We start from the raw sequence: 21,869 nt of genomic DNA, 5'->3' as shown, positions 1-21,869 counted from the left end.
GTCGTGGCACGGTCGTTCGTTAGGGTTGGACGGACCGAAGGGGACCCTTGGCAACAACAACCGCACCGGGGCGCAGGCTGCGCGCCCTCCACGCTGCTCCGCTCGTCCGCGTCCTCGAGAACCCCTGGACCCTGCGCCTGACGCTCGTCCTCTTCGTGCTCGTGGGCGCGGTGTTCTCCGTCGCCGTCCACATGCCGGTCGTCGACGGCGTCGGCAACGTGCCCTACGCGGGGACCATCGCGCCGGACGAGAACCGACACATCGCGAACATCCTGTACTACGCGGGGCGCAGCGTCTGGGCCGGTCCCGTCATCACGGACGCCCCGGCGAGCCTGCTGCAGATGGGCGAGATCGAACGCTTCCCGAGCTACGTCTACTACTACGTGATGAGCTTCCCGGTGAAGCCGCTGCTCGACCTCGGCGCACCGTACTCGGTCATCGTGGTGGCGCTGCGCTTCGCCAACGTCCTGATCGCGGCGGTCGGTCTCGTGGTCGTCCACCGCCTGGTCCGCACGATGGGTACGGCGCCCTGGGTCGCGACGCTCGACGTGGTGCTGCTCGCGGGCACCGGCCGGTACGAGTGGCAGGCGGCTGCCGTCACGTACGACACCCCGGCCAACACGCTGTTCTTCCTCTGCCTGCTCTTCTGCGCACGCCTGATCCGTTCGAGCGGACACGCGTACTCGGACCTCTTCCGTGCCCTCGTCCTGGGGGCCCTCGCCATCGTGGTGAAGTACACGTTCGTCCCGTTCGTGCTCGTCGCGGTCGCGGTCGCCGTCGCCCTCGTGCTGCAGCGGGACGGTGTCCGCACGTTCGCACACCCGGTGCAGCGCTTCCGTCGGGTCTTCGCGGAACACCCGGTGACGTCGTCGCTGTGGGCGTTGCTCTTCGTGGTCACCGCGGCGGTGCTGCTCGAGCGCATCGGCGGCAACCTCCTCGTCTACGGCCAGTTCAACCCGTCCTGCACCAAGCTGCACACCCACCAGGAGTGCCTGGCGTTCGACATCTACCGGCGGAACTACTGGGCGGCGAGGGCGCACGACCTCGGGATCGTCAACGCCGTACCGCAGACGCCGTTCGACCTCTTCGAGTTCGTCGGCAGCTGGATCAGCGCCTACTTCCAGAGCATGTTCTTCTACCGCGGGCGCAACACCGTGTGGCAGGTCTCCACCGTCGTGCAGATCGCCGGCGCGGTCACGTTCGTCGTCGCGGTAGTCGCGACGCTGCTGTCCTTCCGGAGCCTCGTCCGGACGCGGGCATCGGTCTGGGGGCTCTTCGTCGCCGGGAGCTACGTGGTGGCGATGTTCTTCTTCAACCTCCGGACGTTCATCCGGCTCGACAACGAGTACGCCTTCTCCGGTCGGTACCTGTTGCCGGTGCTGCCGTTGATCTACGTGTTCGCGATCATCGCCGGTGTGGCACTCTGGCGCACGCTGCCGCACTGGTGGCGTCGGGTGCTCGTCGTGCCGGCGGTGCTGCTCGGCGTCCTCACCCTGGTGACGTACGCCGGACCGATCGCGTTCTTCACCTACGCGCGCGGCGAAGGCTGGTACACGCCGATCGCGCTCCACCTGCTGCCGAGCTTCCTGACGGGAGTCGCCTCGTGACCGAACGTCCCACCGAGCCCGACATCGGCGACACGATCGCCGGTGACGACCCGACGATCCGGACCGGTCAGGTCCGCCCACGGCTCTCCCGACGGCACTGGTCCGTCGCGCTCGTGGTGCTGGTCGTCGCCGTGCTGGCCGTCGGCTACGAGTTCCTCTCGGCACCCAACGCGCAGGTCATCGGCGCCTGCCGGGTGGTCGCGGGCGCGTCGCCGGCGTCGCACACCGAGTGCTCCGGCGACGACCTGGCCGGCCGTGACCTGTCAGGGATCGACCTCCGACTCGCCGACCTGTCCGGAGCGGACCTGCGAGGCGCCGACCTGGACGGAGCGATCCTCTACGGCGCCGACCTCTCGGGTGCCGACCTCAGCGGTGCCCGGGTCCGGGACGCCGACCTCACCCAGGCGGACCTCAGCGGCGCGACACTCTCCGACACCGACTTCACACGCGCCGGCATCAACGGCATGAACGTCGAGGACACCGTCCTGGCAGCGTCCACCTTCTCCGAGTGGGTCACGGACTCGGACCCGGTCCAGGTGACCCTGACCGCGGGCACGCAGCCGGGGATCGAGAAGAACACCTGCGCGAAGCGGGAAGGGCTGTTCTACCCGGGACAGAACGGCGTGACGTGCACGCTGTCGACGGCGGCGGAGTACGACGGCACCCTGGAGTACACGCGGAACGTCGAGGTCAAGCTGCCACCCCAGGTCGACGTCCCCTCGACGGTGGCGCTCCGGGTGGGGCAGCAGGTGTCCGTGCAGTTCCAGGCGGACAGTCCGTTCCCGGCGGTCGTCACGGCCTTCTCGGCATCGCTGCCCGCGGGCCTCTCCTGGGACCCCGAGACGCTGACCGTCACCGGTGTGCCCGAACGTGCGGGCACCACGAAGGTCGAGTTCATCGCGGACAACGGCAAGCAGGTCCGGACCCCGGTGACGTTCCGCATCGGGCGCTGACCGTCCCACCGCACCAGCGGGAGGACGGGCACCGGGCCGCCGCGGGCAACGGGTGCCGACGTCGACGGGGCACGAGACCCTCCGGTCTCGTGCCCCGTCGTCGTCCTCGTCCGGTCAGGCGGTCAGGACACCCGCAGCCGCGGCGGCGTGGAGGGCGTCCCTCCAGTCACGCATCGGCGCCAGGCCGGCACGTCGCCAGCCGTCGTGTCCGAGGACACTGAACGCCGGCCGGGGCGCGGGACGGACGAACGCGGAACTGTCCGTGGGCAGCACGCGTTCCGGGTCCAGCCCGACCTCCTCGAAGATCGCCCGCGTGAAGTCGAACCAGGAAGCCCGGCCACCGTTCGTGCCGTGGTAGATGCCGGCAGGAGCACCAGCGTCGAGCATCGCGACGATCTGGTCGGCGAGGTCGGCGGTCCACGTGGGCTGCCCGACCTGGTCGGTGACGACGCTCACGGTGTCGTGCGACGCCGCCAGCCGCACCATGGTCTTCGCGAAGTTCGGGCCGCCGGCACCGTAGAGCCAGGCCGTCCGCACGATGTACGACCTGTCCGGCGCGACGGAGCGGACCGCTGCCTCGCCGGCGGACTTGGTCCGCCCGTAGGCGCCGAGGGGCCGCGTCGGCTCGTCCTCGGCGTACGGGGTCGTCCCCGTGCCGTCGAACACGTAGTCCGTCGACACCTGCACCAGGCGTGCGCCCGTCGCCGCCACCGCGGTGGCGAGGACCTCGGGACCACGGGCGTTCACGGCGGCGGCGGCGTCCTCGTCGGACTCCGCGTCGTCGACCTTGGTGTACGCCGCGGCGTTGACCACGACGTCGTGTCCGGCCACCGCGTCGGAGACGGCAGCCTGGTCGGTGACGTCGAGGTCTGCGCGGGACAGGGCGGTGACGTCACGCCCTGCCAGCGATCGCTGGAGGTCCTGACCGAGCATGCCGGCCGCCCCGGTGATCAGGTAGCGCGTCATGCGATCGCCGCGCGCTCCTTGAGCGGCTCCCACCATGCGCGGTTGTCGCGGTACCACTGCACGACGTCGGCGAGGCCCTGCTCGAACGGCACCCGGGGCTCGTACCCGAGCTCCGCCTGGATCTTCGAGATGTCGACCGAGTAGCGCAGGTCGTGGCCGAGACGGTCGGCGACGCGGTCGACGTACGACCAGTCCTTGCCGGTGGCGTCGAGCAGGAGCTGCGTGAGCTCCTTGTTCGTGAGTTCGGTGCCGCCGCCGATGTTGTAGATCTCGCCCGCACGACCGCGGGTCAGGACCATCGCGATGCCGCGGGTGTGGTCGTCGACGTGCAGCCAGTCGCGGACGTTGTCGCCCTCGCCGTACAGCGGGACGTGCCGGTCGTCGATCAGGTTGGTGACGAAGAGCGGGATGACCTTCTCGGGGAAGTGGTACGGCCCGTAGTTGTTCGAGCAGCGCGTGATCGAGAGGTTCAGCCCGTGCGTCCGGTGGTAGCTCCGGGCGAGCAGGTCGCTCCCGGCCTTCGACGCCGAGTAGGGCGAGTTCGGCTCGAGCGGGCGGTCCTCGGCCCACGAACCCTCGCTGATGGAGCCGTAGACCTCGTCGGTGGACACGTGCACGAAGCGCTCGGTCCCGTGTCGGAGCGCCGCGTCGAGCAGGCGCTGGGTACCGACGACGTTCGTCTCGACGAAGATCCCGGAGTCCCGCACCGAGCGGTCGACGTGCGACTCGGCGGCGAAGTGCACGATCGCGTCGACCGTCGGGACGACCTCGTCGAGCTTCGCGGCGTCACGGATGTCACCCTGCACGAACGTGTACCGCGGCGAGTCCGCCACGGGCGCGAGGTTCTCGAGGTTGCCCGAGTAGGTCAGTGCGTCGTAGACGACGACCTCGGAGCCCTCGAGCCCCGGGTAGGCGTCCTCGAGGGTCCGACGGACGAAGTTCGAGCCGATGAAGCCGGCCCCTCCGGTGACGAGGATCTTCACGCTTGGTTTCCTTTTCGTGGCCGATGTGCGTCGGTCACGAGGAGCCGACGGCGGTCGGGGTCGAGTGTAGCGGGGGCCGGTCCGGCCTCAGTCGCCGTACCGCGCGAGCTTCTGCAGGTCGAGCTGTTCCTCGGCCAGGGTCCGGTTCAGGCGTGTCAGGTCGGCCACCACGCCGATCGTGATCGACAGGAGTGCGCTGATCATGAGCACCATGCCCAGGATGAGCGACTGCAGGTGGTTGCCGCCGCTGTCCGTCCACAGCAGCACGAGGTACCGGACGAACGGGATCAGCCCGGCGACCCCGAAGACGGCGCTCACCCAGGCGAAGAGCGCCATCGGGCGGTACATCAGGTAGACCCGCGCGATGGCGGACCCGGACTGGAACATGTGCTGCCAGATGTTCTTGAACAGCCGGGACTCGCGCGTCTTGGCGTTCGTCGTGATCGGGATGCTGGCGATGGCGAGCCGCTTGTAGCCCGCCTGCACGATCGTCTCCATGCAGTAGCTGAAGCGGGTGACGATGTTGAGGCGGATGAGCGAGTACTTCGAGTAGGCGCGGAAGCCGCTCGCGGCGTCCGGCAGGTCGAGGCCGGCGGCCCGGCTGGCGACCCAGGAGCCGAAGCGCTGCATCGACTTCTTGAAGCCGGAGAAGTGCTCGATCGTCCGGGTCTGCCGGTCGCCGATCACGATGTCGGCCTCTCCCCGCAGGATCGGCTGGACGAGGTCGGCGATCTGCGACTGCGGGTACTGGTTGTCGCCGTCCGTGTTCACCACGATGTCGGCGCCGTGCAGCATGGCGTAGTCGACCCCGTCGCGGAAGGACCGCGCGAGTCCCATGTTCCTGGTGTGCCGGACGAAGTGCCGGACACCGTGCGCCCGGGCGACCTCGACCGTGCGGTCGGTCGAGCCGTCGTCGATGACGAGGACCTCGATCTCGTCGACACCGGGGATCGAGGTCGGGATGGTCTCGAGCACCGACGGGAGGGTCTGCTCCTCGTTCAGGCAGGGGATCTGGACGAACAGTTTCACGGGTGGTGGGTCCTGGGGGTCGTCGGCCGGGCTGCAGCCCGGGATCTTCGGGTCCCGGCCACACGGCCGGACGCGTGTCTTCGCGGACACACAGACGGTCGAGTCTACGCACAAGCGGGAACCGAGTCGAGAACGCCGTGGCCGGCCGTGCCACGATGGAGCGATGGCACCCCTCAGGTCGGCGATCGCCCGCGTCCTCCGGCGCGCCGGGACCACCCCCGCTGCGCCCCCACCGCTCGTCGGCTTCGTCGTGCACGGGGCAGGAGGGGTCCACCCGGCGTCCGCGCACGTCCGGGTGACCGGTCGGATGTCCGCACTCGCCGCGGACGGCCTCGCACGGACCGTCCAGGTCGACCCGGTGCGGTGGGCCGACGGTTCGGACACCGCGCACCTCGACGCCGTCCTGGTGCAGCGCGACGCGTTCCCGCTCGCGTCGCTCGACGCCGCGCTCGCGCGGGCACGCGACGAGGGCACGCGGATCGTCGCCGAGGTGGACGACGACTTCTTCACGCCCGAGGCGCGTGCCCGGCTGGCCCGTGCCGAGTACGCGCCGGACCGGCTGGCGTCGGTCGAACGGCTCGTGCGGTCCGCCGACGCGGTCGTGGTCGCCACCGAGCAGCTGCGGGAGGTGCTCGCGGCGCAGGGCGTCGACGCGGTCGTCGTCCCGAACGGCGTGCAGCCGGGACTCTGGCCCTCCCGTCCTGCCGAGCCGCCGAGCACCGGCGACCGGCGCGTCCTGTACATGGGCAGCGCGACGCACGCGGCGGACCTCGAACTCCTCCGCCCGGTGTTCGAAGGTCTCGTCACTGAGGACGGTCGCCGGGTGCGGCTCGAGGTGATCGGTGTCACCGGGGAGGACGGCACCTGGTTCGACCGGATCACGCTCCCCGAGGGGGCGACGCACTACCCGGCGTTCGTCGCCTTCCTGACGGGGCAGGCCGATCGGTGGTCCGCCGGGGTCGCGCCGCTGACCGGAGAGCGGTTCAACGACGCCAAGAGCGACCTGAAGTTCCTCGAGGTCACGATGCTCGGCCTGCCGTTCGTCGGCTCCGCCCGACCGTCCTACGCGGGTGCGGACCGGAACGGCGGGCTCCTCGTCGGCGACGACCCCGAGGAGTGGCGGACCGCGCTGGACACCGCGTTCCGGGAGGGCCCCGAGCGCAACCGCCGCGCACGTGCGTACGTCGCCGCCCAGCGGGTCGTCTCCGCGGGCGCTCCGAACGCCGGGGAGCGGGCCTGGCGCCGCGCGCTCGGGATCGGCTGAGCGAGCCGGTCTGCCCGGGCCCCGGCAGCGTCGTCGGCCGGGTCGCCGTCGCGGTGCGGCCCACCGACATCCCGCTGCGTCGCCTTGCTAGGCTGCCCCGGTGCAGATCCGCGAACTGAAGATCCCCGGCGCGTGGGAGTTCACGCCCGTCCAGCACGGCGACGCACGAGGAGCGTTCCTCGAGGCGTACCGTGCCGACGTCCTCGAGGACACGGTCGGTCACCCGCTCGACCTCCGCCAGGTGAACATGTCGATCTCGTCCGCCGGTGTCGCCCGCGGGATCCACTACGCCCTCGTCGCCCCCAGCCAGGCCAAGTACGTCACCGCCGTCCGCGGGGCCTTCATCGACTACATCGTCGACATCCGTGTCGGGTCGCCGACGTTCGGCCAGTGGGACGCGGTCCGCATCGACGACGTCGACCGCAGGGCCGTCTACCTGTCCGAGGGACTCGGCCACGCCATCGTCGCGCTCGAGGACCGCTCGACCGTGAACTACCTCGTGAGCGCCCACTACGACCCGCAGCGCGAGAAGGGCATCAGCATCCTCGACCCGACGGTCGGCCTGGAGCTGCCCGAGGGGATCGGCGAGCCGGTGCTCTCGGAGAAGGACACCTCGGCCCCGACGCTCGAGCAGGCCGCCGAGCAGGGCCTGCTGCCGACCTACGAGGAAGCGGTGGCCTACACCGAGTCCCTCCGCACGAAGAAGTAAGGACGGTCCGATGAAGGGCATCATCCTCGCCGGTGGTTCCGGCACGCGCCTCTGGCCCATCACCAAGGGCATCAGCAAGCAGCTCATGCCGATCTACGACAAGCCGATGGTCTACTACCCGCTGTCGACGCTCATGATGGCCGGCATCCGCGAGGTCCTGGTCATCACGACGCCGGAGTACAACGAGCAGTTCAAGGCCCTGCTCGGCGACGGTTCGTCGCTCGGCATGGACATCCAGTACGCCGTGCAGCCGAGCCCGGACGGCCTGGCGCAGGCGTTCGTCATCGGCGAGGAGTTCATCGGCGACGACAGCGTCGCGCTGGTCCTCGGCGACAACATCTTCCACGGCACCGGCCTCGGCACGAACCTGCGGAAGAACACCGGCGTCGACGGTGCGACCATCTTCGCCTACCACGTGGCCGACCCCACGGCGTACGGCGTCGTCGAGTTCGACGATGCGTTCACCGCGGTCTCCATCGAGGAGAAGCCCGCGCAGCCGAAGTCGAACTACGCCGTCCCGGGGCTGTACTTCTACGACAACTCGGTCATCGAGATCGCGAAGACCATCGAGCCCAGCGCACGCGGTGAGCTCGAGATCTCCACCGTCAACGAGCGGTACCTCGAGGCGGGCAAGCTCGGTGTGCAGGTCCTCGACCGCGGGACCGCCTGGCTCGACACCGGCACGTTCGAGTCGATGATGCAGGCGTCCGAGTACGTCAAGGTCATCGAGGACCGCCAGGGCTTCAAGATCGGCTGCATCGAGGAGATCGCCTGGCGCAACGGGTGGATCGACGACGCGCAGCTCGCCGACCTCGCGGCACCCCTCGTCAAGGGCGGCTACGGCGTCTACCTGAACGCCCTGCTGCAGGGCTGATGGCGTCCCGGCTCGGCCGGCTGTTCGGGCGGACCGCTGCGGCGGGAGCCGAGCGGACGGGTCCCGACGCCACCACCCGCGGTGGTGCGGTCGACGGAGCGGCCGAGCCGCGCCTCCCGGTCGACACGTCCCTCGTGACGGACCGGCCGACGGTCGCACCGGACGGGTTCGACGTCGTCGTGACCGTGCAGGAGCGGACGTTCCGGGACGGAGCGCACCGACCGGCGGTCGCCGCCGCGGTCGCCGCCGGCGCACGCACGGTCGTCGTCAGTGCGTACGACGTGCACGCCGGCCCGACGAGCACCTACGCGCCGGTCGAGCCAGCGGCCGACCACGTGGTCGCGCAGCGCACGGTCACGGCGACCTGGGGCGGCGCGGTCGCCGCGGCACGCGCGCAGCTCCGGTCCGCCACGGTCGTGGTCCAGGACGCCGCGATCACCCTCCCCGAGGGCGCCCACGCCCGGCTCGTCGCGACGGTCGGCCGGGAGGCGCGGGTCGCCGTGGCCGTCGTCCGGTCGGCCGACGACGTGGTGCTGAGCGCCGGCGCGGCCCTGCCCCAGCCGACCGCCCCGGTCGCGTCGCTGCTGCGCGGCCACCCCGCCGAGGACGCCGACGGACTCGACGGCACGGCCGTCTTCGCGGCGGACCTGCCCTGCTTCGCCGCGCCCGTCGCCGCGCTCGCGGACCCCGTCCGCACCGTCGACACCCGCACCGCGGTCGCCCGGCTGACCCGCGACACCGCCGACGACCTGCACGGCGACTGCGTCCTCGTGCCGCTCGGGCGGGCCTACGGCGACCCGGCCGTCCGCGAACGGCGCTACGACGCGGACGCGGCGGATGCGCTCGCGGTCTGGCGAGGACGTCGCGACGAGTACACCGCGCCGGCACTGGAGCGCCTGGGATTCCTCCCGATGCGGGGCACCGCGGACCCGGTCGGTGCGCCCGTGGCGCTCCGCGAACCCGTCGTCCGGGCCGAGCGGGGCACCGAGCGGCTGTCCCTGCGCGACCGCGGGGAACGGCTGCGCTGGTCGCTGCGGATCGCGGCGCACCCGGGGGCACGGGGGGACGACTGGGGGGACACGTTCTTCGCGCGCGACCTCGCGCGGGCGCTGCGGGGTCTCGGGCAGGAGGTCGTCGTCGACCACCGCGAGTCGCACGTCCGGCCCTTCTCCGAGCACCTCGACGACGTCGCGCTGACCCTGCGGGGACTCGACGACACCCCGGTGCACCCCTCGGCGACGAACGTGCTCTGGGTGATCTCGCACCCGGACCTCGTGACGCCGGCGGAGCTGGCACGCTACGACCTGCGGTTCGCCGCCGGGCCGGTGTGGGCCACCCGGGTCGCCGGGGAGACGGGGCTGCCGGTCGCGCCGCTGCTGCAGGCGACCGACCCTGCCCGCTTCCACCCGGGTGCTCCGGACGCCGCGTTCGGCGCGCTCGACACCGCGTTCGTCGGGAAGACCCGACGGGTGTTCCGGCCCGTGGTCCGCGACGCGGTCGAGGCCGGGGTGGACCTCGCGGTGTGGGGCGAGGGCTGGGAGGGGCTCCTGCCCGAGGGCGTGCACCGCGGCGTGTTCGTGGCGAACGACGAGCTACCGGCGCTCTACCGGACCGCCCGGGTGGTGCTCAACGACCACTGGGACGACATGGCGCGGGACGGCTTCCTGTCGAACCGGCTGTTCGACGCCGCTGCCTCGGGGGCGCTGGTCGTGACCGATCCGGTGCCGGGGGTCGACGACCTCTTCCACGGCGCGGTGCGGACGTACACCTCGGTCGAGCAGCTCCGCGAGACCGTCCACGCGGGGGAGTCGGCGACGCTCGAGGACCGTGTGGCGCGGGGGGAGCGGATCGGCGCCGAGCACTCGTTCCGGAACCGGGCCGAGACGCTGCTCGACGCCGTGCGTCGCGTCCGCGCGCAGGGCTGACAGGCAGCGCGCCCACGCGGGTCAGCGTCGTCGGATGCGCCGGGCGGCGTCCCCGGCTCGGTCGGCGAGCCGGACGATCCGTCGGGCCCTGACGGCGGCCAGTTCCGCCTCGGTCCGACGGTGCGCGTCGCGCTCGAACTGCACCGTCCGGCGCAGCGAGTCGGCGAGCTCCGCGCTGTCGCGCACCTCGTCCTCGAGCGCGGCGATGCGGCCGTCGCGGTCGGCGATCGAACGCCCGAGGGACCGGAGGGCCTCCAGCCGCTGCTGTGCGACGACGGGCTCCGGCGCACCGAGCGAGGTCGAGCCCGCACGGCGCAGGACCTCGGCGATGCCGTCGTCACGAGTGAAGGGTCCGCCCCCTGCCTCGTCGTCGGTCACGAAGCGGAGTGAGAAGACGGCCTCGAGCACCCCCTCCTGCAGCCGGCGCCAGTCGCGCATGCCGTGGTGCCGCGGGCTCGGCGTGAGGTCCGGGTTGTCGTCGTAGGCGCGGCCGGTGACCTCGACGCGGTGCGCGTACTGCGCCCAGGACCGCCACGGCAGGTGCAGGACCTCGAGCGCGAGGCCCTCCGGCACCGGAGCGCCGTTCGCCACGCTCGCACGGTGGTTGCCCTGCACGACCGTGACCGCCGGGTCGCCGACGTGGACCGTGTTCGCGGTGGGCGGGGCGATGAGACCGACGGCCCGGAGCTCCTCGACGGACCGCTCGTCGCGCCAGTGCAGGCGTTCGATGCCGGCCCCGGACTCGGCGAGTTCGCCGGTCAGGTTGACGACCGGCACGAAGAACGCGCCGATCACCGGGTCGAGGCGTTCGAAGACCTGTCGGACGGTGAGCGTCCGGTCGACGGGCAGGATGAACTCGTCGGCGTCCGCGTTCACCACCCAGTCGGCTCCGTGCACCGACGCGGCGTCGCGGGCCATGCCGGTCACGACGGTGCCCTGCTGCTTGCGGTGGACGGGGTCGTGGCGCAGGTCGACGGTGACGTCGTCGCGTTCGGCGAAGGCTTCGAGCAGGGCGCTCGTCCCGTCCACCGAACCGTTGTCGGTGATGACGAAGACGTCGAAGCCCTGGGCGACGTGGTGGTCGAGCCAGGCGGGGATGACGTCCGCTTCGTCGCGGACCATCAGGGTGACGGCGAGGATCATGTGCTGCAATCCGGGTCGGGGGAGGGCGGGTGGGCGTGCTTCCCTGAGAGGTTATACGGGTTCAGCGGGTCCGCGTGGCACGTGCACGGACGGACAGCGCCACGCGCAGCACCGCTCGCAGCGGCCAGAGCCACCACGCGGCGTACTTGCCGGCCAGGAAGCGGTACGCGCTCTCGTGGTGGGCGCGGCGCATCCGCTCCGAGGATCCACGCGTCGCGGTACCGCCCACGTGGGTGGCGACCGCCTCCGGCTCGTACACGTTCCGCAGGCCGAGGCGACCGATGCGCCACCCCAGGTCGACGTCCTCGAAGTACATGAAGTAGGTCTCGTCGAAGCCGCCCAGGCGGTCGTAGACGTCGCGGCGCACGAGCACGCACGCGCCGGACAGCCAGCCGGCGTCACGACGCACCGTGTGGTCGCCTTCCTGCCGGTAGCGCTTCGTCCACGGGTTACCGTGCCAGACGTTCGCGAAGACCGCGTGGCCGAGCCCGGTGCGGAGCGAGGGGACGAGCCGCGCCGACGGGTAGACCGCACCGTCGGGCTCGAGCAGGCGCGGCCCGACGGCCCCGATCGTCCCGTCCGTCTCGGCGGTGGCGATCAGGCGGTCGAGCGCTCCGGGGGCCAGCACGACGTCGGGGTTGGACACGAGGACCCACCGCACGTCGGGGTCGAGCGAGGCGACGGCGCGGTTCACGGCGGCCCCGTACCCGAGGTTCGCGCCGACCGCGACGAAGCGCGCCCCGGCCGTCTCGGTCACGCGGCGGAGTGCGTCGGCGGTCGCCGAGTCGTTGTCGGCGACCACGACCTCGACGTCCCGGCTGCTCGCGGCGGCGGTGGACGCGAGGAACGCGGGCAGCACGTCGCCGGACTCGTACGACACCGTCACGATCGCGGCACGCTGGGGGACCGCACCGCCCCGCTCGGTCCGGTCGCTCATGCGTAGACCCCCATGTGGCGCTCGGCGCAGGCGGCCCAGGTGAACTCGGCGCTCCGTACCCGCGCACGGTGCACGCGCTCCGCCCGGGCGTCGGCGGGCTCGGCGAGCATCGCCGCGAGGGCGTCGCGGATGGCGTCGGTGTCCGGCTCCGTGTACGTGACGGCATCGCCGCCGACCTCGGGGATCGCGAGCCGCCGGGTCGTCAGGACGTCGCCGCCGGAGGCCATGGCCTCGAGCACCGGCAGCCCGAAGCCCTCGCCGGTGCTCGGGTAGGCGGTGACGCGTGCGGCGCCGAGCAGGACGTGGAGTTCCTCGATCGGCAGGTAGCCGAGGTAGCGCACGGGTGCGCCGGGCTCGTCGCCGACGGCGCTGAGCTCGGCCCGCGCCTCCTCGTCCCAGCCGAGGCCTCCCGCGACGAGCAGCGGTGGGACGGCGGCGCCCCGACTGCGGAGTGCTCGGTGCGCGGCGAGGAGCGCCGGCACCTGCTTCCTCGGCTCGACGGTCCCGAGGAACGCGATCCAGGTGGTGTCCGGGCCGAGGTCGTGTGCGGCGCGGAAGGCCGCCGTCTCGGCGGCGGACGGCACGCGGAAGACGGTCGCGTCCACCCCGAGGTGCGCGACGACCGTCGCTCGGCGGGCGCGACCGGCCAGCCGGTCGAGCTCGGCGACCGTTGCCGCGCTCGGCGCGACGGTGCCTCGTGCCCACCGCCGTGCGAGCCGGGTCCACGTGCGGAAGAAGGTGCGCTTCAGGCGCGAGTGCGCCGCCGGGTCGGAGAAGAACGTCGCGTCGTGCAGCGTGACGACCGTCCGGGAGGCCCGGATCACCGGGAACGTGTAGTGCGGGCTGTGCAGGACGGTCGCCCCGGTGCGACGGAGCAGCCCCGGCAGACCGACCTGCTCCCACAGCAGCCGGAGCGGCCGCGATGCCGTCCAGCCGGGGGCGGCGTGGTACCGGTGCGTCGGTGCGAGTCCGCGCAGCCACGCGAGGTCGCCGGGCTTCACGACGACGTCGACGCGGACGTCGAGGTCGCCGAGGCCCTGCAGCAGACCGGCGATGTAGCGCGCGACGCCGCCGCGGCTCGGCGGCACCGAGGTCGCGTCGACGAGCACGGGGACTGCCCCCACGTCAGTGGACCTGGCGCTCGGTGGTCTTCGTCCAGGCGATGCCGGACTGGGTGTCCTCGTCGGCGACGACGAAGCGAGCTGCCTCGCGCTGGATCACGATGTGCTCGCCGTTCGGCTTCGCGAGGAACACGTGCACGAAGTACTGTCCGCCGCCGAGCCGCAGGTCCTGCAGGTGCCACTCGACCGTGGCGGTGCCGTCGAGCGGCTCGTGCCGGGTCTGCAGCTGCCGGCTGTCGACACCGAACGCGGGGTGCCCGAGGTGGGTCTCGATCTTGATGCCCGCGCGCCACTCGGGCAGAACGGTGGTGTGCGAGAAGGTCGCGCGGACGACCAGGTCGTCGCCGTGCACGTGCTCCGCACCGGGCTGCTTGCCGGGGATCTCGAGCTCGACGTGCTCGACCTTGCCCGGGGTGGCCTGCTCCTCGGGGTGGTTCGCCTCGACCTCGGCGACACGACGGTCCTCGAGGATCTCGCGGAAGTTCTTCACCGCGAGCCGAGCGGACCCCTGGAACTTGACCTCACCGTGGTGCAGGACCACCGCGGAGTCGCAGAGCTCCTGCACCTGTCCGAGCGAGTGCGAGACCAGGATGATGGTGCGGCCCTGCTCCTGGAACTCGCGGATCTTGTCGAGGCACTTCTTCTGGAACTGCTCGTCGCCGACGGCGAGGACCTCGTCGACGAGCAGGACGTCCGGGTCGGTGTTGATGGCGACGGCGAAGGCGAGCCGGACGTACATGCCCGAGGAGTAGAACTTCACCTGGGTGTCGATGAAGTCACCGATGCCCGAGAACTGCAGGATGTCCTCGAAGCGGGCCTCGGTCTCCTCCTGCGTCTGCCCGAGGATCGCGGCGTTCAGGTAGACGTTCTCGCGACCGGTCAGGTCCGGGTGGAAGCCGGCGCCGAGCTCGATGAGCGCGGCGAGGCGACCCCGGCGCTCGACCGTGCCGGAGCTCGGCTCGAGGATGCCGCCGATCGTCTTGAGCAGGGTCGACTTCCCCGACCCGTTCGGTCCGAGCAGCCCGATGGTGGTGCCGGCCGGGATGTCGAGACTGACGTCACGGAGCGCCCAGAAGTCCTCGCTGTGCCGTCGGCCGGCGCGGCCGAGCGTGACGACGCGCTCCTTGAGCGAGTTGTCCTTGCGGATCGTGAACTTCTTGGAGACGTTCCGGACCGTGACGACGTCCGGGGCACCGGCGAAGGGCGACGCGGGCGAGCCGGCGTCGGTGGTCGTGTCGTTGTCGATGCTCATCGATCAGATCTCCTGGGCGAAGTTGCCCTGCAGCTTGGCGAACACGCGCTGGCACGCGAGCAGGGCCACGAGGCCCACGACCGCGGCGATGCCGAGGCGGAGCAGCAGGTGGTCGGGGTACTGCGCGTCGTCGCCGGCGGACCAGAAGGCCCGGTGGATGCCGAGCACGGCGAGCGTGATCGGGTTGGACGTGTAGAGCGTCAGGAGCCACTCCGGCGCGCGGGTCGCGACCATCTGCCAGCTGTACACGATGGGGGAGCCCCACATGAGCAGGAGCACGAGCACCTCGACCAGGTACTGCATGTCGCGCAGGTACACGTTGAGTGCGGCGAGGAGCAGGGCGAGCGCCGTCGCCCAGATCAGGATCACGAGCGTGGCAGGGAAGAAGAACAGCAGGTCCGGGCGCCACCAGGCGAAGCCGCTCTGCAGCACCGCGGCGACGAGCAGGACGACCAGCTGCACGCCGAAGTTGAAGAGCGCGGACCCGACGCTCGCGAGCGGGTAGATCTCGCGCGGCAGGTAGACCTTCTTGATGAGCCCCGCGTTGCTCACGATCGACGCGGTGCCGGACGCCACGATCTCGCTGAAGAGGCCGTACAGCGTCAGGCCGGAGAAGACGTAGATCGCGAACTCGGGGATGTTCCGCGAGGCCCCGAGGATCTGGCCGAGCACGAAGTAGTAGATCGCGAGCTGCACGAGCGGCCGGATCAGCGTCCAGGCGAAGCCCAGCACGCTGTCCTTGTACCGGGACTTCAGGTCGCGGCGGATCAGCAGGTCGAGGAGCTGCCGGTGCGCGAGGACCTCACGGATCGAGCCCACCACGGCGGACGCCGGACGCCCTGCCGGGACCATGCGTTCCTGCCGGAGGCGTTCGAACCGCTCGCTGACGATGTTGCTCATGGGTTCCTCTGTGTTCGTGCGCTGGGACGGGTGCACCGGGGCGACGGACAACTGTACAACGGTGCCCGCGTGTGCCCGGTGTGGACGTCAGCGCCCGTTCCTGCTCTCCCGCATCAGCCGGACGCGGTCCTGCACCTTGGCGCGGAGCCCGCCGACGCCGTTCTGCCGCAGGTACCAGGTGGCCAGCCGGACGTCGCGGACGACGCCGTGGCGGCTGTTGGCGATCTCGTGGAACTCCATCTCCCGCTGACGTGCCGGGCTCAGCGCGACGCGCGGACGGCTGCCGGCCGTGACGGAGCCGGCCGGCACCGCGGCGTCGTGGGCGCGGTCCGCCGCCGGCTGCGGGTCCTTGCAGAACTCGACGAGCGGGGCGAGCGCGCGCTCCCACGTGAAGTCGTCGCGGACGCGACGGACCGCGTCCCGAGCCGCCTGGGCGGCCTCCGGGTCGTACAGCATCGACTCGAGGGCCGCGGCGAGTGCGTCCACGTCGCGCTCCTGGACCGCGACGCCCATGCCCTCGGCTGCGACGAGGTCGCCGAAGCTGTCGCCGTCGGTCGTGACGATCGGCAGGTTCGCCCACATGTAGTCGAGGATGCGGGTGCGGAACGAGAAGGTCGTCTCGATGTGCGCGAAGTGCGTGCTCACGCCGGCGTCGGCCTCGAGCAGGTAGTTCTGTCGGTCGTCGAGCGCGACCCACTGCTCGTTGAAGAACACGTGCTTGCCCGTCAGGCCGAGCTCGTCGCTGATCCGGCGGGTCTCCGAGACGATGGCCATCTCGGGCACGTCCGGGTTCGGGTGCGCGACACCGAGGAAGAACAGGCGGATGTCGTCGTGGCGTTCGGCGACATGCGCGATCGCGCGGACGAGCGACGGGGTGTCGAACCAGTTGTAGATGCCGCCGCCCCAGATGACGACCTTGTCGTCCTCGCCGATGCCGGGGGTGACACCACGGATGGCCTTGCGCTCGTGCTGCGGGGGCTTCGAGTCCAGGCCGAACGGCGCGATGGCGATCAGCTTCTGCAGGTTGTCGTCCGCCAGGTAGTTGTCCGGGTTGACGCGGCCGACCGCCGCGAGCTGGCCGAGCCAGAACAGGCGCTGACGCTCGGAGGCACAGAGGAAGAAGTCCCCGCGCTCGAGCTGCGCGTTGATGACCTCGGTCGTGCTCGTGACCTGGTTGCGCCACCCGACGTCGCCGTTGTCGCGGGCCTGCTCGAGCTGCTCGAGGTGCATCGGGTCGTACAGGTCGACGACCATGATCTTGTTCGACTGCTGCAGGGTGGTGAAGTGGTGCAGGGCGTAGCCCTGGAAGAAGATGACGTCCGCCCACTCCTCGTGCTCCCGCATCGCCCGCTCGTGCTGCAGCGGGACGCGGGCGACGTCGAAGGCGTCGGACTTGCGGTTCGCCACGTTCCAGGTGACCAGGCGCACGTCGTTGTCCGGGGCGAGGGACTCGGCGATCTTCCACGCGCGCATGCCGGGGCCGGCCATCTTCTCGCCCAGGGCGTCGCCCGTGATGACGAGGACCTTGGTGCGGTGCATCGGCGCCTCGACGTCGAAGGACTCGAGGATCGCGCGGTAGCCCTCGAGGAAGTACCCGTCCTCGAACAGCGGCTTGAAGGCGTCGCCGAACAGGCGGAACACGTCCTTGTCGCTCCGCACGCGCTGCGCCTGGATGCGGCGACGCTCCTCGGACAGGCGCGGCAGGTCGGCGACGAACTGGTCGAGCGCGAAGAACCCGGCGACGGTCTCCTTCGAGATCGGCGTCAGCGGATCGAACTCGTCGGGCGCACCCGTGAAGCGGCGGATGTCGAACTCCTGCGAGTCCCGTCCGCTCTTGGCGACCGCGCGACGGGCCAGGAGCGCGAGGGCCGCCGGCAGGAACACGCCGAGGTTCTCCTCGGACAGGTTCTTGTAGAGCAGGTGCAGGGCGTTCCGCTCGAGCAGGTACATCTCGCGGTGGTCGCCGAACGACTTCATCGAGCCGTGGTGCTTGTGGAAGACAACCGATCGCGGCGCGAACCGGACGCGGTAGCCGAGCAGGTTGAGCCGCCAGCCCAGGTCGACGTCGTCGTAGAACATGAAGAGGCCGTCGTCGAAGCCGCCGACCTCGAGGAAGACGTCACGGCGGACGAACAGCGCCGACCCGGTTCCGAAGAGCAGGTCACGCGGCTCGTCGAAGCGGCCGTCGTCGACCTCGGCGATGTGCGCCTTGTAGCCCATCCCGAACCAGCTCAGGCCGGACTCGACGAAGTCGATGGTGCGGCCCTCCCAGTCCAGGACCTTGCTCGCCACGGCGGCGACGCGCGGGCTCGGGGCGAACCCGGCGATGCCCTCCTTCACCCAGTCCGGGTGCGGCTTGGCGTCGTTGTTGAGGAACGCGACCACGTCGCCGGTCGCCTCGCGCGCGCCGAGGTTGCTGCCGCCGGTGAAGCCGAGGTTCTCGGGGGAGACGATGATGCGGACGTTCGCCCGGTCGCCGAGCTCGGCGCGCAGACGTGCCTCGCTGTCGTCGCCGGAGCCGTTCTCGACCACGACGATCTCGAGCCGGTCGGCCGGCCAGTCCACCTCGCTGAGCCGGGCGATGCACTCGAGCGTGTCGTCCGTGCCGCGGAAGTTGATGACGACGACGGACACGCGGGGCGCGAAGGTGGACATGGGAGGACTCCGTACGTCGGCTTGCGGGGGCGCCCTCCGGGACGGAGCCCGGAAAGCGGCACCACTATACCCGGGCGCTCTCGGCGGACCGGGGGCACACGGCCTGCGAGACTGGTCCCGTGGACGTCTCCGTGGTCATCGTCGACTGGCACCAGCCCGAGCTCACACGGCGAGCGATCGACTCCGTGCGGTCGCAGCGGGTCGACGCCGATGTCGAGGTGGTGCTCGTCGTGAACGAGGCGGACGACCGCACCGTCGCGGCCTACCGCACCGACCTGCCCGCGGTCGTGATCGTCGCCGAGCCGACGAACGCGGGCTTCGCCGGCGGGGTCGCGCGGGGCATCGCCGCGGCCTCGGCCCCCGTCGTCGCGCTCCTCAACAACGACGCCGTCGCCGACCACGGCTTCCTCGCTCGCGGCCTCGCCGCGCTCGCCGCAGGCGGGGACCGGGTGGCCGGGGTCGCCGCGACGGTCGTGCTCGAGGGCGGCTTCGTGCCCGTCCCCGCCGCGGCGGCCCCCGGTCCGGACGACCTGGTGGGCGTCGACGGTCGACGGTGGCGCCGCGACGCCGACGGTCGCACGCTGGTGAACGGCACGGGGGTCGTGCTCGACCGCTCGGGCAACGGCCGGGACCGCGACTGGCTGCGGCCGCTGCAGGACGCCCCGGAGACCGCGCCGCTCTTCGGGTTCTCCGGCGGGGCGGTCCTCCTGCGCCGGGACGCCCTCGCCGACGTCGGGGGCTTCGACGAGTCCCTCTTCATGTACTACGAGGACCTCGACGTGTCGTGGCGGCTCCGGCTCGCCGGGTACGAGGTCCGCCATGCCCCGGACGCGGTCGTCACCCACCGTCACGCGGCGAGCTCCGGCAGCGACTCCCCGCTGGTGCGGTACCAGAGCATGCGGAACCGCCTGGCGGTCGTGCTGCGGAACGGTTCGCCGCAGATGGTGCGCCGGGTCGTCCTGCGGACGCTCGCACGCGCCGCCCGGGACCTGGTCCGCCCCGCAGGTGGACAGCTGACGCCGGCCCAGTGGGCGCGACTCGGTCGGGAGGCACCCGGTCTCGTCGGGCACGCGCGTCGCGCCCGACGTGGGGACGGCACGGGCGCTGCGGCACGTCGTGCCGTCGAGTCACTGCTCGACGCCGGCGCCTGAGCGCCGTCTCAGGAGCGAGCGGCGGCGGGGTGGAGCCGGTTCCCCGCCGGACCGGCGGGGAACCGGCGGCGGTGCGGTGCGCCTCCCGGACGGGGGTCGACGCGGGGGCTGTGTGATCACTGTGACGGAGGTACAGTTTCGTGACACGTGTGGTCTGGACCGTGGACAGGGTCGTTCCGGACCGCTCCCGGAGCACGTGCTCGCTCGCACCCGTCGTCCGCCCCTCAGGAAGGCCCCCGACGTGAAGAAGCTCCTCGCCATGGCTGCGAGCGTGCTGGCGGTCGCCAGCGTGCTCGTCGGTCTGCAGGTCTCCGGTCCGACCGCATCGCAGGAGCCCGCCTCGGCGCTCAGCGGGTCGTCGTTCCAGGCCGGCAACATCATCTCCGACGCCAACTTCTACGACGGCACGGCGATGACCGCCGACCAGGTGCAGGCCTTCCTGGACAGCCAGGTGTCGTCCTGCACGAACAGCAACTGCCTGCGCAACGGCCGGTTCTCGATGAACAGCCGCGGTGGGGACGCCATGTGCTCGGCCGTCACCGGCGGTTCGTCCCTCTCCACCGCGCAGATCGTCACCCGCGTCAGCGCGGCGTGCGGGATCAGCCCGAAGGTGCTCCTCGTCACGTTGCAGAAGGAGCAGAGCCTGGTCACGAACCGCGGTCCCTCCGCCGCGGTCCTCGAGCGCGCCATGGGCTACGCCTGCCCCGACAACGTCGGCGGCCGATGCGATCCCGCGTACGCCGGTGTCGGCAACCAGATGTACTGGTCCGCCTGGCAGTGGAAGCGGTACAGCAACCCGCCGGGGACGAGCAACTACTTCACCTGGTTCAACCCGGGCGCCACCCGCAACATCCAGTACAACGTGCCCGTGTCCTGCGGCACGAAGCCGGTGAACGTGCAGAACAAGGCGACGGCCGCGCTGTACTACTACACGCCCTACACGCCGAACACCGCCGCGCTGAACAACCTGTACGGCACCGGTGACGGCTGCTCCGCCTACGGCAACCGCAACTTCTGGCGCATGTACAGCGACTGGTTCGGGAGCCCGACCGGCAAGGCGACGACCGCGAAGGGCAGCCTCGACGGGGTGTCGACGGCCTACAACGCGGTGACCGTCAACGGGTGGGCGCTGGACACCGCCACGAAGGTGGGCACGAAGGTCGTCGTCACCGCGGGGTCGGTCACCGGGACGTTCGCCGCGACCGGCAACCGACCGGACATCGGCGCCGCCTACCCGGCAGCCGGGCCGAAGCACGGGTTCAGCGCGACGCTGACGGTCCCGGGCGGGGCGCAGCAGGTGTGCGTCACGGCGAAGGCCGCCGACGGGAAGAGCGACGTGTCGCTCGGGTGCCGGTCCGTGACCGTGGCGGAGGGGTCTCCGACGGGGTCGCTCGACTCGGTCGTGGCGAACCAGGGCGGGACCGTCACCCTGACCGGGTGGGCCGTCGACCCCGAGGCCAAGGGTGCGATCGGCGTCCGGATCTACCGTGACGGCGCCTACGTGACCCGCGTCAGCGCCGGGACGATGCGGTCCGACGTCGCGGCGAAGTACCCGGCGCTCGGCGGCGGACACGGGTTCTCGACCACGGTCCGCACGACGGTCGGCACGCACGAGTACTGCGTGACCGGGGTCAACGTGAAGGCCGGATCGGACCGCAGGATCGGGACCTGCCGCACCGTGGTGACGCCCGGCAGCACCCCGATCGGCAAGATCACCGCCATCAAGACGACGTCGAGCTCGATCCGCGTGTCCGGTTGGGCGATCGACGGGGACTCGACGGAGTCGCTCACCGCTCGGGTGATCATCGACGGAGCCGGTCACGGCATCCGGGCCGACCGCGCCCGCCAGGACGTCGCGAAGACCTACCCGGCGTGGGGGACCGCGCACGGCTTCTCCGGCACGTGGAAGGCCACTCCCGGCAAGCACACCGTGTGCGTCCAGGTGAACGGCGTCGGCGCAGGGCCGGCGTCGGCGTCGATCGGGTGCAAGCAGGTGACCGTGACGAACGCGAAGCCGATCGGCAGCCTGGACGCCGTGACGGGTGTCTCGAAGGCGGTGCAGGTGTCCGGGTGGGCGATCGACACGGACACGCCGGGGACGTCGATCCCCGTGGACGTCTACGTCGACGGGGTCGGCAAGCGCGTCGTCGCCAAGACGTCGCGTCCCGACGTCGCCGCCGCGTACTCCGGCGCCGGCGCCGCGCACGGGTTCTCGGTGAAGCTCCCGGCGAAGACCGGGTCCCACTCGGTCTGCGTCTACGCGATCGACTCGCAGGCGGGCGCGAACACCACGCTCGGGTGCCGGACGGTGAAGGTCCCGTAGACCGGGCGCGGACCGTGCCCGGTCCGCCCACGACGGCGGCGACGCACCTCGACGGTGCGCCGCCGCCGTCGTCCGTT

General features: G+C 71.4%; 17 protein-coding genes. 8 read left to right on the top strand and 9 right to left on the bottom strand.

The features are described from left to right. Positions 1 to 47: 47 nt before the first annotated feature. Positions 48 to 1,607, top strand: a complete 1,560-nt coding sequence (locus NI26_RS17190) for a DUF4175 domain-containing protein (RefSeq protein WP_144411327.1) — start codon at positions 48 to 50, stop codon at positions 1,605 to 1,607. Further along, complete coding sequence (locus NI26_RS17315) at positions 1,604 to 2,560, top strand: pentapeptide repeat-containing protein (RefSeq protein WP_066655036.1); 957 nt, start codon at positions 1,604 to 1,606, stop codon at positions 2,558 to 2,560. The genes NI26_RS17190 and NI26_RS17315 overlap by 4 nt, the downstream gene beginning before the upstream one ends. Positions 2,561 to 2,674: 114 nt before the next feature. Here the strand turns inward: NI26_RS17315 and rfbD are convergent, their stop codons facing one another. The 3 genes from rfbD to NI26_RS10300 form a co-directional block, all read right to left on the bottom strand. Further along, positions 2,675 to 3,526, bottom strand: a complete 852-nt coding sequence (rfbD, locus tag NI26_RS10310; RefSeq protein WP_066655032.1) for a dTDP-4-dehydrorhamnose reductase — start codon at positions 3,524 to 3,526, stop codon at positions 2,675 to 2,677. Further along, positions 3,523 to 4,509 carry a dTDP-glucose 4,6-dehydratase gene (rfbB, locus tag NI26_RS10305; protein ID WP_066655030.1) on the bottom strand — a complete coding sequence of 329 codons (987 nt, stop codon included), beginning with the start codon at positions 4,507 to 4,509 and terminating at the stop codon, positions 3,523 to 3,525. Before rfbB ends, rfbD begins: the two co-directional genes overlap by 4 nt. Before the next feature lie 87 nt (positions 4,510 to 4,596). Then, on the bottom strand, positions 4,597 to 5,538 hold the full coding sequence (locus NI26_RS10300; RefSeq protein WP_066655029.1) for a glycosyltransferase family 2 protein: 942 nt from the start codon (positions 5,536 to 5,538) through the stop codon (positions 4,597 to 4,599). Positions 5,539 to 5,701: 163 nt separating this feature from the next. Here NI26_RS10300 and NI26_RS16575 point away from each other — a divergent pair, with 163 nt between their 5' ends. The 4 genes from NI26_RS16575 (at position 5,702) to NI26_RS10280 (ending at position 10,310) form a co-directional block, all read left to right on the top strand. Beyond that, positions 5,702 to 6,802, top strand: coding sequence for a hypothetical protein (locus tag NI26_RS16575; RefSeq protein WP_066655028.1), 1,101 nt, complete (start codon positions 5,702 to 5,704; stop codon positions 6,800 to 6,802). A 100-nt stretch (positions 6,803 to 6,902) separates the two neighbouring features. Beyond that, positions 6,903 to 7,511 carry a dTDP-4-dehydrorhamnose 3,5-epimerase family protein gene (locus NI26_RS10290; RefSeq protein WP_066655027.1) on the top strand — a complete coding sequence of 203 codons (609 nt, stop codon included), beginning with the start codon at positions 6,903 to 6,905 and terminating at the stop codon, positions 7,509 to 7,511. Between the two features lie 10 nt (positions 7,512 to 7,521). Next, a complete protein-coding gene (rfbA, locus tag NI26_RS10285) occupies positions 7,522 to 8,385 on the top strand; it encodes a glucose-1-phosphate thymidylyltransferase RfbA (RefSeq protein WP_066655026.1) in 864 nt (287 codons plus the stop codon). Beyond that, positions 8,385 to 10,310 carry a glycosyltransferase family protein gene (locus NI26_RS10280; protein WP_066655024.1) on the top strand — a complete coding sequence of 642 codons (1,926 nt, stop codon included), beginning with the start codon at positions 8,385 to 8,387 and terminating at the stop codon, positions 10,308 to 10,310. Before rfbA ends, NI26_RS10280 begins: the two co-directional genes overlap by 1 nt. Positions 10,311 to 10,331: 21 nt before the next feature. Here the strand turns inward: NI26_RS10280 and NI26_RS10275 are convergent, their stop codons facing one another. From NI26_RS10275 to NI26_RS10250, 6 genes are all read right to left on the bottom strand, one after another. Further along, on the bottom strand, positions 10,332 to 11,453 hold the full coding sequence (locus NI26_RS10275; RefSeq protein ID WP_066655022.1) for a glycosyltransferase family 2 protein: 1,122 nt from the start codon (positions 11,451 to 11,453) through the stop codon (positions 10,332 to 10,334). A 61-nt stretch (positions 11,454 to 11,514) separates the two neighbouring features. Then, the gene (locus tag NI26_RS10270; protein WP_066655019.1) at positions 11,515 to 12,390 is read right to left on the bottom strand and encodes a glycosyltransferase family 2 protein; all 876 of its coding nucleotides are present in this window, start codon (positions 12,388 to 12,390) and stop codon (positions 11,515 to 11,517) included. After that, positions 12,387 to 13,514, bottom strand: a complete 1,128-nt coding sequence (locus NI26_RS10265) for a glycosyltransferase family 4 protein (RefSeq protein ID WP_200884100.1) — start codon at positions 13,512 to 13,514, stop codon at positions 12,387 to 12,389. The genes NI26_RS10270 and NI26_RS10265 overlap by 4 nt, the downstream gene beginning before the upstream one ends. Position 13,515: 1 nt before the next feature. Next, entirely contained in the window at positions 13,516 to 14,763 is a 1,248-nt protein-coding gene (locus NI26_RS10260) for an ABC transporter ATP-binding protein (protein WP_066655015.1), read from the bottom strand. 3 nt (positions 14,764 to 14,766) lie between these two features. Then, positions 14,767 to 15,663 carry an ABC transporter permease gene (locus tag NI26_RS10255; protein ID WP_066655013.1) on the bottom strand — a complete coding sequence of 299 codons (897 nt, stop codon included), beginning with the start codon at positions 15,661 to 15,663 and terminating at the stop codon, positions 14,767 to 14,769. Positions 15,664 to 15,750: 87 nt separating this feature from the next. Continuing rightward, on the bottom strand, positions 15,751 to 18,318 hold the full coding sequence (locus tag NI26_RS10250) for a glycosyltransferase (RefSeq protein WP_081984933.1): 2,568 nt from the start codon (positions 18,316 to 18,318) through the stop codon (positions 15,751 to 15,753). Between the two features lie 119 nt (positions 18,319 to 18,437). Between NI26_RS10250 and NI26_RS10245 the strand changes: the two genes are divergently transcribed. Then, positions 18,438 to 19,469 carry a glycosyltransferase family 2 protein gene (locus tag NI26_RS10245; protein ID WP_066655011.1) on the top strand — a complete coding sequence of 344 codons (1,032 nt, stop codon included), beginning with the start codon at positions 18,438 to 18,440 and terminating at the stop codon, positions 19,467 to 19,469. Positions 19,470 to 19,710: 241 nt separating this feature from the next. Beyond that, positions 19,711 to 21,792, top strand: coding sequence for a hypothetical protein (locus NI26_RS10240; protein ID WP_066655009.1), 2,082 nt, complete (start codon positions 19,711 to 19,713; stop codon positions 21,790 to 21,792). The last annotated feature ends 77 nt before the right edge of the window (positions 21,793 to 21,869 follow it).

This window comes from Curtobacterium sp. MR_MD2014 (assembly GCF_000772085.1).
Lineage (GTDB): Bacteria > Actinomycetota > Actinomycetes > Actinomycetales > Microbacteriaceae > Curtobacterium.
The sequence above is the reverse complement of the archived record's forward strand: the minus strand, read 5'-3'. Positions and strand labels throughout refer to the sequence as shown.